The sequence below is a fragment of the Arsenophonus sp. ENCA genome (assembly GCF_002287155.1).
Classification (GTDB): domain Bacteria; phylum Pseudomonadota; class Gammaproteobacteria; order Enterobacterales; family Enterobacteriaceae; genus Arsenophonus; species Arsenophonus nilaparvatae.
The window spans coordinates 1-12,968 of the sequence record NZ_NHNG01000047.1 but is presented as its reverse complement, the minus strand read 5'-3'; the positions used below and the strand labels follow the sequence as shown (position 1 = coordinate 12,968).

Annotated in this window: 16 protein-coding genes and 2 pseudogenes; all 18 read left to right on the top strand. The window is 46.6% G+C overall.

The genetic code is table 11. The annotated features are described in order from the left end of the window. Window positions 1-372 precede the first annotated feature (372 nt). Complete coding sequence (locus CBG25_RS01230; protein WP_290603942.1) at window positions 373-846, top strand: DUF2280 domain-containing protein; 474 nt, start codon at window positions 373-375, stop codon at window positions 844-846. 161 nt (window positions 847-1,007) lie between these two features. Next, a complete protein-coding gene (locus tag CBG25_RS01225; protein ID WP_290603940.1) occupies window positions 1,008-2,630 on the top strand; it encodes a TerL protein in 1,623 nt (540 codons plus the stop codon). Next, window positions 2,627-4,027, top strand: a complete 1,401-nt coding sequence (locus CBG25_RS01220) for a DUF1073 domain-containing protein (RefSeq protein ID WP_290603938.1) — start codon at window positions 2,627-2,629, stop codon at window positions 4,025-4,027. The genes CBG25_RS01225 and CBG25_RS01220 overlap by 4 nt, the downstream gene beginning before the upstream one ends. Continuing rightward, a complete protein-coding gene (locus CBG25_RS01215; protein WP_290603936.1) occupies window positions 3,936-4,565 on the top strand; it encodes a phage head morphogenesis protein in 630 nt (209 codons plus the stop codon). Before CBG25_RS01220 ends, CBG25_RS01215 begins: the two co-directional genes overlap by 92 nt. 89 nt (window positions 4,566-4,654) lie before the next feature. After that, window positions 4,655-4,804 (top strand): annotated as a pseudogene (locus CBG25_RS01210) (phage head morphogenesis protein); the annotation flags it as partial. A gap of 5 nt (window positions 4,805-4,809) precedes the next feature. Then, on the top strand, window positions 4,810-6,027 hold the full coding sequence (locus tag CBG25_RS01205; RefSeq protein ID WP_290603934.1) for a DUF2213 domain-containing protein: 1,218 nt from the start codon (window positions 4,810-4,812) through the stop codon (window positions 6,025-6,027). A gap of 2 nt (window positions 6,028-6,029) precedes the next feature. Further along, window positions 6,030-6,545: a hypothetical protein gene (locus CBG25_RS01200; protein WP_290603946.1), complete on the top strand. Its 516-nt coding sequence runs from the start codon at window positions 6,030-6,032 to the stop codon at window positions 6,543-6,545. Window positions 6,546-6,554: 9 nt separating this feature from the next. Beyond that, entirely contained in the window at window positions 6,555-7,496 is a 942-nt protein-coding gene (locus tag CBG25_RS01195) for a DUF2184 domain-containing protein (protein ID WP_290603932.1), read from the top strand. 35 nt (window positions 7,497-7,531) lie between these two features. Next, window positions 7,532-7,813 carry a hypothetical protein gene (locus CBG25_RS01190; RefSeq protein WP_290603930.1) on the top strand — a complete coding sequence of 94 codons (282 nt, stop codon included), beginning with the start codon at window positions 7,532-7,534 and terminating at the stop codon, window positions 7,811-7,813. Continuing rightward, window positions 7,767-8,177 carry a DUF4054 domain-containing protein gene (locus CBG25_RS01185; RefSeq protein ID WP_290603928.1) on the top strand — a complete coding sequence of 137 codons (411 nt, stop codon included), beginning with the start codon at window positions 7,767-7,769 and terminating at the stop codon, window positions 8,175-8,177. Before CBG25_RS01190 ends, CBG25_RS01185 begins: the two co-directional genes overlap by 47 nt. Further along, window positions 8,174-8,722: a hypothetical protein gene (locus tag CBG25_RS01180; protein WP_290603944.1), complete on the top strand. Its 549-nt coding sequence runs from the start codon at window positions 8,174-8,176 to the stop codon at window positions 8,720-8,722. Before CBG25_RS01185 ends, CBG25_RS01180 begins: the two co-directional genes overlap by 4 nt. Further along, on the top strand, window positions 8,709-9,095 hold the full coding sequence (locus tag CBG25_RS01175) for a head-tail adaptor (RefSeq protein ID WP_290603926.1): 387 nt from the start codon (window positions 8,709-8,711) through the stop codon (window positions 9,093-9,095). Before CBG25_RS01180 ends, CBG25_RS01175 begins: the two co-directional genes overlap by 14 nt. After that, the gene (locus CBG25_RS01170) at window positions 9,088-9,639 is read left to right on the top strand and encodes a hypothetical protein (protein WP_290603924.1); all 552 of its coding nucleotides are present in this window, start codon (window positions 9,088-9,090) and stop codon (window positions 9,637-9,639) included. The genes CBG25_RS01175 and CBG25_RS01170 overlap by 8 nt, the downstream gene beginning before the upstream one ends. Then, entirely contained in the window at window positions 9,639-11,117 is a 1,479-nt protein-coding gene (locus CBG25_RS01165; protein ID WP_290603922.1) for a DUF3383 domain-containing protein, read from the top strand. The genes CBG25_RS01170 and CBG25_RS01165 overlap by 1 nt, the downstream gene beginning before the upstream one ends. 9 nt (window positions 11,118-11,126) lie before the next feature. Then, window positions 11,127-11,567, top strand: a complete 441-nt coding sequence (locus CBG25_RS01160) for a phage protein (RefSeq protein WP_290603920.1) — start codon at window positions 11,127-11,129, stop codon at window positions 11,565-11,567. Further along, the gene (locus CBG25_RS01155) at window positions 11,567-11,977 is read left to right on the top strand and encodes a phage tail assembly chaperone (RefSeq protein ID WP_290603919.1); all 411 of its coding nucleotides are present in this window, start codon (window positions 11,567-11,569) and stop codon (window positions 11,975-11,977) included. Before CBG25_RS01160 ends, CBG25_RS01155 begins: the two co-directional genes overlap by 1 nt. 11 nt (window positions 11,978-11,988) lie before the next feature. Further along, entirely contained in the window at window positions 11,989-12,168 is a 180-nt protein-coding gene (locus CBG25_RS01150) for an NTP pyrophosphohydrolase (protein ID WP_290603943.1), read from the top strand. Beyond that, window positions 12,155-12,968: pseudogene (locus tag CBG25_RS01145) on the top strand (lytic transglycosylase domain-containing protein); the annotation flags it as partial. The gene CBG25_RS01150 and the pseudogene CBG25_RS01145, both read left to right, overlap by 14 nt.

Here is a 12,968-nt window from a genome sequence, read left to right as displayed (position 1 = left end):
GTTTGATGATAGGATTATTTGTTTGATACATAAAATTACCTTTTATTTAATTATCTAATGATGTTAATTAAAACCGGTAACTTTCTTTTTTAAATCAGAATTGTCAGATTAAGTTAAGACTAATACAAATCAATATTATGTTCATTATCTTGCCGCTGATGGCCGTGGTGTTGATGGCTGGTTTGATGAAGGTGAGTTGTCGCCAGCGAAACCGGTATGACTGAACTGTAGCTATCAAGAAATTGAAGAAAAAGATTTCACGACAAAGCGGGTATATATTCCCTATCCTTAATTCAGAGTAACGTCTTTCCCCACATCAAATCACCAATATGATCTCAATAATTATATTAACTTAGCAGGAGGACGACACCAATGGCGGCATTATCTCCAGAGGTTAAAGCCTTCATCGTGCAGTCGTTAGCCTGTTTCGATAGCCCAACTCAGGTGCTCAAACAGGTGAAACTGGAATATGGATTAACGCTGACCGTACAACAGGTCTCTTCCTATGACCCCACAAAAGCGATTGGAAAAAGCCTTGGTCAAAAATGGGTTGATCTCTTTCACTTTACGAGAGAGCGATTCAAAAAAGAGATTAGTGACATTCCTATTGCCAATAAAGCGTATCGCCTGCGTGTGCTAAACCGTATGGCGATTCGAACAGAGTCGATGGATAATTTTTTACTCACGGCGCAAATGATAGAGCAAGCAGCTAAAGAGTGCGGTGATGCATATACCAATAAACAGAAAATAGAACATTCAGGAACTTCACAGAGCCAGGTTGAATTAATCACGCATGAGATGACCCCTGAGCAGGCGGCAGAAGCCTATAAAAAATTGATGGGGTAACGGGTTAAAATGGATATATTATTTCTACTAAAAATAATATTTAGATGAAATAAGCATTTAATATCAATATCTTATGTAAAGAAAGTTACTGATTTATATTTTTATGTACACATTTATGAGCGAAATATTTTTTTAACTCCCCCTTTTCCGGACAAATTCCCATGCCCTTACCGTTCCATTTTGACTTTAAAAAGCCGGATTATTTCCAGGTGTTTGAGTGGCGTGCGGAACGCTTGAAACGCCTTCGCGAGCAGCCCGAAAGACTTAAACCATTAACCCGATTTTACAAGGATAATCCCGCGCAGTTTATTATTGACTGGGGTATGACCACTGACCCACGTAATATTGATTATGGATTACCGGTGACTATTCCTTTTTTGCTTTTCCCCAAACAGGAAGCATGGATTGATTGGATAATGACCCGCTGGCGTGGGCGTGAGAATGGCATTACCGAAAAAAGCCGCGAAATGGGCTTAAGCTGGACGTCAATTGCGTTAGCCTGTGCGTTATGTCTCTTTAACAAAGAGATGGTGATTGGCTTTGGCTCCCGCAAAGAGGAATACGTCGACAGCACCGGTGACCCAAAAGCGCTATTTTGGAAGGCGCGTAAATTTGTGGAAACGTTACCTCAAGAGTTTCGGGGCGGTTGGGAAGCGAAAAAACACGCTCCCTACATGCGGGTCAATTTCCCAAACACAGGTGCCATTATCAAAGGGGAAGCAGGGGATAATATCGGACGCGGTGACCGGACGACACTCTATTTCGTTGATGAGGCCGCGTTTTTACCTCGTCCTTTGTTGATTGATGCCGCCTTATCGCAAACCACCCGGTGCCGCATTGATTTGAGCTCGGTCAACGGCATGGCCAATCCGTTTGCCCAAAAACGTCATAGCGGACGCATTCCGGTATTTACTTTTCACTGGCGCAGTGACCCACGGAAAGACGAGGAATGGTACGAAAAAGAGTGCCTGAAAATTGATAATCCGGTCATTGTGGCGCAAGAGCTGGATTTGAACTATCAGGCGTCGATTGAAGGGGTGTTGATTCCGGCAGAGTGGGTACAGGCAGCAATTGATGCCCACACGAAACTTGGCATTAACCCAACCGGTATCCGCCTGGGCGCCTTTGATGTGGCGGATGAGGGCAGAGACAAGAATGCTTTTTCTTGGCGTCACGGCTTCTTGCTTGAAGGCATTGAGGAATGGTCGGGAAAAGGCAGTGATATTTTTGGCAGCGTTGAGACCGTTTTTCAGTTAGCCGATAAATATCAGCTTGAAAGTTTTCGTTTTGATGAAGACGGACTCGGGGCAGGTGTACGAGGCGATGCACGAATCATCAATGACCAGCGCAGACAAAAAAGAGCCGCACGTATTGACGCCGTGCCGTTTCGCGGTAGTGGTGGGGTGTTTGACCCAGACAAAGAGGCGATCGCCGGATTTGACGGCCAGAACGCACGATTAAACAAGGATTTTTTCGCCAATGCCAAGGCACAAAGTTGGTGGCATTTACGCAAGCGTTTTCAAAATGTCTATCGTGCAGTAGTCGAAAAACAGCCGTTCAAACCGGATGAACTGATTGCCATTAATGGCGCAATGCGACTCAAAGACAAACTGATTGTTGAGCTATCTCAGCCAACCTATTCCATTAACACGGTGGGGAAAATCGTAATAGATAAACAACCCGATGGGACAAAGTCACCGAATCTGGCAGATTCAGTGATGATTAATTTTGCCCCGATGAACACCTCACTTGAAATTTGGTCACTACTGGGCAGGAGCGCATGACAAAAAAGAAAAAATCACACTCTCAAAAAACCGTTGACGGGTATGAGAATTTCACCGCCCGAGTCGGGATGCAAACCCCCAATCAACATGCGGATTCGACTTATCGTCCTGACTGGACAAGTCGAAACCGGTTATTACTGGAATATGCCTACCGCTCGTCATGGATAATTGGTGCGGCGGTCGATACCGTCGCCGATGATATGACGCGAAAAGGCGTGAACATTACTTCACAAATGGAGTCCAGCGATAAAGGTGCAATCGAATCCTTGTTTGACGAACTGGAAATATGGGAAAACCTGAATAACGCCATTAAGTGGTCACGGCTTTACGGCGGCGCATTAGGGCTTATTCTGATAGAAGGGCAAGCGCCGTTTACGCCCTTACGCGTTGAGACGATAGGTAAAGGAAAATTCAAAGGCATTTTACCGCTTGACCGTTGGCAGGTTAACCCTGACTTGAATCGTCGTATTAAAACGTTAAGCAAGGACTTAGGAAAACCCGAATTTTACGACATGGTGACCGTTGAGAACGGCATCCCCGCATGGAAAGTGCATCACAGCCGATTAATCCGTTTTGATGGGGTGACGCTCCCTTATCAGCAAACCAAAACGGAGAATGAGTGGGGCATGTCGGTCATTGAGCGTATTTTTGACCGCTTAACCGCCTTTGACAGCACCACAACGGGTATTGCGCAATTGGTGTATAAAGCGCATTTACGAACCTTTAAAGTGAAAGACCTTCGCGAAATCCTTGGCACTGGAGGTCTTCGTTATGAAGCGCTGATGAAGCACATGAACATGATACGTCAGTACCAGAGTAATGAAGGCATGACGCTGATGGACGCTGACGATACCTTTGAAACGCATAGCTATTCCTTTTCAGGATTAGATAACGTACTGGCGCGTTTTGCTGAACAAATTAGTGGGGCAACCGGTATTCCACTTGTTCGTCTGTTTGGTCAATCCCCGTCAGGGTTCAATACCGGCGATGCGGATTTAGCTAACTATTATGACAATATCGCGACACAACAAGCAAGGCGACTCAAGCAACCGTTACGCAAACTCTTTGAAATCCTCCATCAATCGGCATTAGGTGAACCCTTACCGGATGATTTTAGTTTTGCGTTTAATCCGTTATGGCAAATGTCCGACATGGATAAGTCTACGGTAGCGGTCAATATGATTAATGCGCTTAATGCCGCGCAGGATGGGGGCATGCTTTCAGTGAAAGCTGCCATGTCATCGCTACGGGATTTGTCCGATGTTATCAGTATTGGCAGTACCATCACCGATGAGGACATAGCGAATGCGGAAGAAGAAGCACCGCCAAGGCTCAGTGCTGTCCACGCACAAACGGTCAAAACGGGCGGAAACCCAATATCGAACGAGCCTGAATAAGATTGCCCGCGAAATTGGGGTTATCATCAATCAACGCTACGATGGTTCTAATGATTCTGTGTTGGAAATTCAGCAAGTATTATCGGATTACAGCGAACTTATCGATAGCTGGGCAAAAAGGGTAGCGACAAAATTTGTCGACACGGTATCACAAGATAATGCGAGATTGTGGCAGAAAAATAGCCATGAAATGCGCAGAGAAATCAAGCAATTGATTGCTCAAGCGCCAGTAGGTCATGTGGTGCAATCCCTTGTTCATGAGCAAATAAAGTACATTAAATCGTTGCCGATTGAGGCTGCTGACAGGGTCTATGACATTCAAAACCGCGCAATTAAGGCGGTTGTGAATGGTGAGCGCCCTGAACATTTTACCGCAATGATAGCGAATTCTGGCAATGTGACGGCATCGCGGGCGAAAATGCTAGCCCGCACCGAATTAGGCAGAGCGACGCAAGCCCTAACGCAAGCTAGAGCATTAGCGATAGGCTCAACAGGCTATATCTGGCGCACCGCAAAGAGGCTGTCGCAAAAGAGGTAGTATCATGTTTTTAATGATTTCAATATTTTGATTTTAAAGAAAAAATTAAATTATTTTTATTGTAAATACCCCTTTTGCGACAGCCTCCAAACGACGGGGATGTAAGGCCATCTCACAAAAACTTAGAAAGCCAATTTATTGATTGGCATAACCCTCCCACACTTGACGGGATGATAGGTCACGCGGGTGCGCTACCCAATTGCCGTTGCTATTGTGAAGTCTCTTTTTCTGACAGATAAAACTCATGAAATATTTCTTTAAAACTCGCCTTGGCAACACGCGTTACCAGATGGCGGACGGCTCGCTATTGTGTAAAAACGTACCGATTGCCCGAACAGGCACGCAAGTTTACTCCGCATTGGATTTACCTAATCTGACGCCTGACAGTCAAGGGCAAATATTCGTTGAGAGACACAGTGACGAAGTATTTCGTCCTGAAACGCTGGCTTCTTTTGAGGGGATGAGCGTCACGTTGAGCCACCCCGAAGATGCAGAAGGCAATGTTATTTTTGTTGATACCGACAATTGGCGCGATTTAGCGCAAGGGCATGTGCAAAATGTGAGACGCGGAGAGGGTGAACAGGCGGATTTGGTGATAGCGGATTTGATCATCAAGGATACGCTAGCAATCGAGGAAATTAATCACGGCAACGACGAAGTCTCGTGTGGCTATGACGCGCAATACGAACAGATTGCGCCTGGCATCGCACGTCAATATGAAATCGTTGGCAATCATGTCGCTCTGGTACCTGAAGGCCGAGCGGGAATACGATGTGCAATTGGAGACAGTATGTCAAACAAAACACAAACCTGGTTCAAACGGCTGCTTAGTGCCCATCGCACAAAAGATGCCGTAGCCATGGAATCAGTCCTGAATAATGCGCCAGAATCCCTTACGGGGGATGAAGGCACGGGTGAATTACCCAAGGCAATCAACATTAATATTAGTCCGCAACATCCGATGCCAGCCGAAAAAGCCGAAGTCGTGACCAGTGATGAGGGAGTACCGGATTACATTCAAGCCATTTTGACAAGGTTAGATGCCCTTGAGGGTAAAACCGCTGATAGTGGCGATAAACCGGATGATAAAACAACAGGTACGGTTGATGACGAGGAAAAAAACGAAAAGGTAGAAACCATTACCGGCGATGCGGCATATAAAGCAGAGTTGATTATGCCAGGGGTAGCCCTTTCAACACCGGTAAAACCCACGGCTTTTAAACGTCAGGTGTTAGCCAATGCAGACCAGACTATTGTGCGCGCTATTGTCGGCGATGCGGAAATTAACCGCTTACCCAAGCGCACGGTGGATATGGCGTTTAATGCGGTCGCCGAACTTTCGAAAAACCGCAATATCGCCAATACCCCCACTATCGATTCAATCCGAAAATCCGGCAATGCGATTGCGGATTTAAACAAGTCAAATGCCGAATTTTGGGCGACACGAGGGAAAAATCTATGATGATGAAACCTTATTTATACCGGATGCCAGTGGGTATCGCCGGTGCAATCTCACGCTATCGGGATTTAACCACTGAACCAGTGTTACTAAAATCTAAAGATGGTTTTCCCGCCTATGGCTTGGCAGGGAAATATGACGGCGATTATTTTGTGCCGCTTGCTGAAAATGACACCGCAGATGTCATCAAAGGCATTTATATTCGCCCATATCCAACGACGCAGACGCAGGATTTTATCCGACAGGTTGGCACCGAGAAGAACTTTACTGGCGATGCGCTAAAGCGCGGCTATGTCCTGGTGAATGTCGGCGTGGATAGTCAACAGGTTAAAAAAGGCGCCAAGGTCTATGTGCGAGTGGCAGGAGCAACGGATAAAAGCCCACTGGGTGCTATTTTGATTGCCGAAGAAAAAACGGGGTCAGGGGCGTCAGAAAAAATCAATACCGTGATATTGGCGAATGCTGAGTTTACCGGCCAGGGTGATGCTGACGGCAACGTTGAAATCTCGTACAAAATTTAAGGAATGACTATGTTAACTTTTGACCAACGCACGATTGATTCAACCGGTGCTTTTCTCATCGGTGAGCTTGAGCGTTTAGACCAGAACATCAATTTGCCTTTAGTGCAATATACCTATAGTCGTGATATTCAATTACGCGAAGATGTGTCAATTGCCGATGATATTTCAAGTTTCACCCGTACCGGATTTGCCGCCGCGGGGACAGGTGCTAACCCTAACGGTAAAAACTGGATAGGTAAGGATTCTACCGCCATTGCGGGTGTGAATATCGATATTCAAAAGGAAGGATTCCCACTGCAACTTTGGGGGATGGAGCTTGGCTGGACAGTCGTAGAATTAGAAGCGGCAAGACAAGTTGGTCGTCCGGTAGACTCACAAAAATATGATGGTATGCGACTGAAATGGAATATGGACACTGACGAGCAAGTCTATGTCGGTGACACGGCAATGAATGTTAAAGGGTTGCTAAATCTCGATAATATCAAGACCAATAACGCCGCCAAAGCGTGGAGCCAGTCAACAGCCGATGAAATTCGCGACAGCATCAACAAAATATTAAGCGATGCATGGGCTGCATCGGCTTACTCGATGGTGCCAACAGATTTACTTATTCCGCCTGAACAGTTTGCATTACTCTCCACTATCTTGGTATCCAGTGCGGGCAATCAATCATTACTGACGTATTTAAAAACCAATACCATTGCGTATCATCAAAACGGTATTCCACTCAATATTCGTGCCGTGAAATGGCTAAAAGGCCGTGGAGTAGGGGGTAAAGACAGAATGGTGGCCTATACCAATGAAAAGCAGTACGTACGCTTTCCAATGGTGCCACTACAAAGCATTCCCATTCAATACCGCGGGATATATCAGCTGACTACCTATTATGGTCGTCTGGGGGCTGTTGAACCGGTTTATCGAGAAACCCTTGCTTACTGTGATGGTATCTAAGCCCCATGTTGGGGCTTCATTTTTGGAGTCTAACTATGCGAATTCAAGTGCACGCCCCTTTTACGCTTACTCATGAGTCTGGTGAGCGAACTGATTTTGATGTGGGTATCCATGAGGTGAGCAAAAGCACGGCGGAGCATTGGTTTGCCAAGGCACATAGTATTGTCCTTAATCCCGTTAAAACGCAAACCAAAGAAAACGTGAATACCAAGACCGAGAAAAAAGGGAAAGAAAAAATCAACCAGGAAACTGAAAATAAAGAGGGTATTGATGAGCCAACGGAACAAACACCTGCCAACGATACAGCAATTCCGTAATGATTTTCCCCCGTTTCAGGATGCGGTTAAATTTCCTGACGCGCAAATTCAGCTTCGTTTAAATTTAGCAGACAAATTTCTCAGTGAAAATGTTTCAGGGAGTGATGTTTTTCCGTACTGGGTGGGGTTATTTGTTGCGCATTATCTCACGCTTTATGCCATGGATGCAGCGTATTTAAAGGTTGGGGGCTTTGCTGGCTCAAGCTCAGGTGTCGCGGCTTCGGAATCGGTTGATAAGGTCAGCGTCAGTTATGACAACAGTATGACACTCAACCCCAATGCGGGATTTTGGAATAATACCCGATTTGGCGCGGAGTTTTATCAGTGGGTACTGATGTTTGGCGCAGGGGGACGGCAATTATGAAAAGTGGCGTCACCTTACGCATTGACAACACGGGTAAATTGTTTGATGCCCTCGTTCAACTTGGCAAAAAAGAGGTACTGGTCGGTATTCCGGCTGAAAATAGCAATCGCGATGACATTCCTTTTAGTAATGCGGCGATTGGTTATATCAACGAGTTTGGCTCACCGGCAAAAAACATTCCGGCCAGACCGCATTTAATACCGGGTATTCGTTCAGTTGAAACCAAAACCACCGCTGAATTGAAATTTGCCGCTAAAGCCATTTTGGATTCTCAACCGGATAAAGCAGAACAAGCGTTAAATCGAGCAGGTCAAATCGCCGTTCAAGGCGTGCAAGCCGTCATTACTCAAAGCAAATTTGTGCCACTGGCGGACAGCACATTAGCCGCCAGGGCACGACGAGGGCGTAAAGGCGCAGTGCAAGAGCTTGAAAATCGAAAAGCCGGTTTACCGCCGGATAATGCCAATGCCAGACCACTGATTGACACGGGCACCTATCGTCGGGCGATCACCTATGTTGTGAGGAAGAAAAATGCCGATGCTTGATGTTACGCGGGTATTACTCAATCCCCGTTTTAATGACTCTACACTCACGTATACTCGACGGGAAATTTTGATTGATGATGAAGGTATCACCTCGACAAAAGAAAGTACTTACCCTTTTTCAGGCGTGGTGACCGTTGACAGCGCCCTTGAAGCACAAATAAGAACATCGGGTCAACTCGTCAGCGGACGAATATTGGTGATCACCACCACACGATTGATTGCAGGTGAAACTCATCATATTGGTGATATTGTCAGCTATCAGGGGCGCAAATATCTGGTGAAATCCGTCGATCCTTACACTGCTTATGGCGCGGGATTTTTTCAGGCGCATTGTGAACTGATGCCGTTTGACGGAGGTATCGCTCATGAGTAGTAACAGTAGTACGGAGGCAGGTTGGCTAACGCCGTTTGATGATAATGCCCTGTACAGTGAAGGCTTAAATCGTCTGTTAAGCCGTTGGGTTTGTGGCGTCTCGGGCTTGCCAGCAAAACACGTTTTACCCCGCTGGCAACGCGATCCGGCACCGTTGCCATCCCCTGATACCAACTGGTGTGCGTTTGGCCTCATCGATATTACCAGTGAGGCTAATCCCGCTTTAGTGAAGCAGGATGATGAATATACGGAGTTTTGGCAGTACGAAACCTTAACCTGTATGGCTTCTTTCTACGGAAGAGAAGGTATGGTTTACGCCGCCCGATTTCGGGATGGCGTCACGCTCAGTCAAAACAACGCTGAACTGAATAAATTCAATCTCACGTTCGGCAGCCAAAGCCAGATCACCGCGTTTCCTGAGCTTATTAATAATCAGTGGGTGAACCGGTTTGATATAACCGTTCATCTACGCCGCAAAGTGTTGCGTCGCTATCACATAAAATCAGTGACAGATGCCCACGTCACGTTTTTGGGAGACAAATAATGTCAACAGGTTTACCCGTTTCAAGGGTGGTTAAGGTCACGCTTGATATGTCACCGCGTGCCGCAAGTCGCCGCAATTTTGGTTCACTGCTGATTGTCGGTGACTCCCCCGTTATCGATCCGCTTGAGCGATTACGGGCGTATTCCAATATTGAGGAAGTCGCCAATGATTTTGGTACAACCGCAACCGAGTATCAGGCAGCTTCACTCTATTACCAGCAGTCACCAAAACCGGTTGATTTATACGTGGGACGCTGGGTAAAAGCAGCCTCACCCGCACTATTACGCGGTGGAATACTGACCGAAGAAGAGACAAAAATTAACAATTTTAAGGCGATTACCGATGGCGCGATGAATATCAGCGTAAACGGAAGAACGGTTAGGTTAAGCGGTATTAATTTTTCACAAGAAACCAATTTAAACGGTGTTGCCGCCCGAATTGGTGAAAAAATGAGCACAGCAACGATAACGTGGAATAATAACGACAGTCGATTTGTGATGACATCGAATACGGCAGGTAAAACAAGTGCAGTGGGTTTTGCTTCCGCGCCAGAATCAGGCACTGACTTATCAGCGTTGTTGAAACTCACCCAAGAGAGCGGCGCAACGCCGGTTTCAGGTATGGACGGTGAAACTATCGTTGAGACGGTGACAACCTTGGAGGATTTTTCGAGCAACTGGTATGGACTGGTGGTAACCGCTGCCCTTTCTAACGATGAAGTCAAAGGCATTGCCAACTTTATTGGGGCAGCAGGGAGCGCCAGGGTGTTTGGTTATACCACCCAGGATACCGCCGTTCTTGATAGCACGAAAAATGATGATATTGCCTCCGTGTTAAAACAAGCGAAATATCAACGGGTGTTTACCCAATATTCTTCATCAACCCCCTATGCAGCAGCCTCTGCTTTTGGACGGGCGTTTTCCGTCAATTTCAACGGCAATAACACCACGATCACCCTCAAATTCAAACAGGAACCTGGTGTTAAAGCGGAGACGTTGACTACGTCACAGGCGAATACGCTGGCAGCAAAAAACTGCAATGTGTTTGTTAATTACGATAACGACACCGCCATCATACAGGAAGGCGTGATGGCCAATGGTGATTTTTTCGATGAACGCCACGGCCTGGATTGGTTGCAAAATTTTGTGCAAACCAATTTGTATAATCTGTTGTATACCAGTACCACCAAAGTCCCTCAAACGGAGCAAGGCAGCACACAGCTTGTGACCAATGTTGAGCAATCGTTAGCGCAGGCGGTCACTAATGGGCTACTTGCGCCAGGCGTATGGAACGGTGGCTCTCTAGGGCAGTTATCTCAAGGAGATACCCTGACCAAAGGTTACTACGTCTATATTCAACCGCTTGCGGAGCAGGCGCAATCTGAGCGCGAAAAACGTAAAGCGCCGCCGATTCAGGTTGCCTGTAAGTTAGCGGGTGCCGTGCATTTCGCGGATGTCTTAATCACCATTGTTCGATAAGGAGCGTAAATGGCCGCTTATAATTTTGTTGATGTTTCCGCCACGCTAACCGGCCCCACGGGGGTGATAGATTTGGGCTCTGGCTCGGCGAACTCGGAAGAAGGGATTGTGGTAACAATGACCGAGGCCAAAAACACCATGACCATTGGTGCTGATGGTGAAGGGATGCACACACTACACGGGGGGAAGTCAGGCACGATAACCGTAAGCCTCATTAAAGCCTCGCCCGTTAACAAAAAACTGATGATCGCCTATAACGCGCAAAGCGTGTCATCTACCCTTTGGGGTAATAACGTGATTGTGATCCGTAATCCGGTATCGGGCGATATCATCACCGCGCGTAGTTGTGCTTTTCAGAAAATACCGGATTTGCAAAATGCAAAAGAGGCGAATGTTCTCGCTTGGGCTTTTGACTGCATTAAGATCGACGCTTTATTGGGAGAGTTCTAATGGAAATTGAAATTAACGGTCACGAGTATCGCGCGACGAAACTAAGCGTCTTTGATCAGCTTAAAGTGGCGCGAAAATTATTACCCGTATTATCCGGTTTAACGGGTGAATTGCAAAAATTACAGCAAGGGGAAATGCCAATGGCAGCGGTGTTACCCGTTATGGCAAATTCCATTGCGCAAATGCGCGATGAAGATTGTAATGCGATTTTACACCCGTGTTTAGCCGTGGTTTCACGCAAAAATACCAAGATATGGACGCCCATTTTTCGCCAGGGCGAATTGATGTTTGATGATATTGACTTGAAGACCATGCTTGAGATTGTGGCCCAGGTGATTGGAGACTCCCTCGGTAATTTTTTTCACGCACCCCAAGGCGACGAGACAGCCAGCCTCCCCTCGCAGGATTAACCCTCGATTCGCTGCCGGATGGCAAAGACTTTTTACGCCTCCCTGTTAAGTTTGGCTACATAAAATTCACCGAATTAAAAGACGGCTCAATCGATTTGGCGGATTTGGCCGAAATGAACGAGTGGATAGACATCGAGCAGGATAATGAAGCGCGAATAGCGCGTTGGAGAAACCACCATGGCGAATGTTGAAACATTGCGGGATTTTCTCATCAGCTTAGGTTTTAAGGTTGATGACAGTGGCATGCGAAAATTTCAATCCGTCGTCACGGGGGTGAGTGCCAATGTTATCAAACTGGGGGCGACTGTTGAGGGGGCAACGCTGGCCGTCGTGGGGTTTACCACGCAAATTGCAGCAGGACTGGATAAAATGTACTGGGCGTCAGCGCGTACAGGCGCCAGTGTTAACGGCATAAAAGCATTGGGTTATGCCGCCAGTCTCACCGGCAGTAGCGCAGAAGCGGCAAGAGGTTCACTTGAAAATCTGGCGCGATTTTTAAGAAACAGTCCAGGAGCGGAGGGCTTTTTAAATCGGCTTGGGGTGCAAACCCGTGATGCCAATGGCAATTTGCAGGATATGAGCGCTATTTTTACCCGTGTGGGAAATAAACTGGCCTCCATGCCCTATTACCGCGCGAATCAATACGCCCAACTGTTAGGCATTGATGAAAATACCTTGATGGCCATGCGCAGAGGGTTGAACGGTTTTTCTGCGGATTACCAGCGGATGCTTAAGCAAACCGGATTTAACGCCGATATTGCTGCCAAACAGTCAAACCAGTTTACGATCTCGATGAAAGGATTGACGGGGTTATTTGGTATTTTGCGCGATAAAATTGGATCTCATCTTGCAGGGGGATTGAGTCGTGAGATAGACAATCTGCGCAAAAGACTGCTGGATAATTTCCCGAAAATCGAGAGGGTGTTAACCAGTATCATCAAAGGCATCATTCAAGCCGGTGAAATAGTCAGTCGCGTTATCTGGCGAATGA

Coding starts and splice junctions, on each gene's coding strand:
- CBG25_RS01230 (WP_290603942.1), top strand. CDS start 373: ATGGCGGCATTATCTCCAGAGGTTAAAGCCTTCATCGTGCAGTCGTTA.
- CBG25_RS01225 (WP_290603940.1), top strand. CDS start 1,008: ATGCCCTTACCGTTCCATTTTGACTTTAAAAAGCCGGATTATTTCCAG.
- CBG25_RS01220 (WP_290603938.1), top strand. CDS start 2,627: ATGACAAAAAAGAAAAAATCACACTCTCAAAAAACCGTTGACGGGTAT.
- CBG25_RS01215 (WP_290603936.1), top strand. CDS start 3,936: ATGCGGAAGAAGAAGCACCGCCAAGGCTCAGTGCTGTCCACGCACAAA.
- CBG25_RS01205 (WP_290603934.1), top strand. CDS start 4,810: ATGAAATATTTCTTTAAAACTCGCCTTGGCAACACGCGTTACCAGATG.
- CBG25_RS01200 (WP_290603946.1), top strand. CDS start 6,030: ATGAAACCTTATTTATACCGGATGCCAGTGGGTATCGCCGGTGCAATC.
- CBG25_RS01195 (WP_290603932.1), top strand. CDS start 6,555: ATGTTAACTTTTGACCAACGCACGATTGATTCAACCGGTGCTTTTCTC.
- CBG25_RS01190 (WP_290603930.1), top strand. CDS start 7,532: ATGCGAATTCAAGTGCACGCCCCTTTTACGCTTACTCATGAGTCTGGT.
- CBG25_RS01185 (WP_290603928.1), top strand. CDS start 7,767: ATGAGCCAACGGAACAAACACCTGCCAACGATACAGCAATTCCGTAAT.
- CBG25_RS01180 (WP_290603944.1), top strand. CDS start 8,174: ATGAAAAGTGGCGTCACCTTACGCATTGACAACACGGGTAAATTGTTT.
- CBG25_RS01175 (WP_290603926.1), top strand. CDS start 8,709: ATGCCGATGCTTGATGTTACGCGGGTATTACTCAATCCCCGTTTTAAT.
- CBG25_RS01170 (WP_290603924.1), top strand. CDS start 9,088: ATGAGTAGTAACAGTAGTACGGAGGCAGGTTGGCTAACGCCGTTTGAT.
- CBG25_RS01165 (WP_290603922.1), top strand. CDS start 9,639: ATGTCAACAGGTTTACCCGTTTCAAGGGTGGTTAAGGTCACGCTTGAT.
- CBG25_RS01160 (WP_290603920.1), top strand. CDS start 11,127: ATGGCCGCTTATAATTTTGTTGATGTTTCCGCCACGCTAACCGGCCCC.
- CBG25_RS01155 (WP_290603919.1), top strand. CDS start 11,567: ATGGAAATTGAAATTAACGGTCACGAGTATCGCGCGACGAAACTAAGC.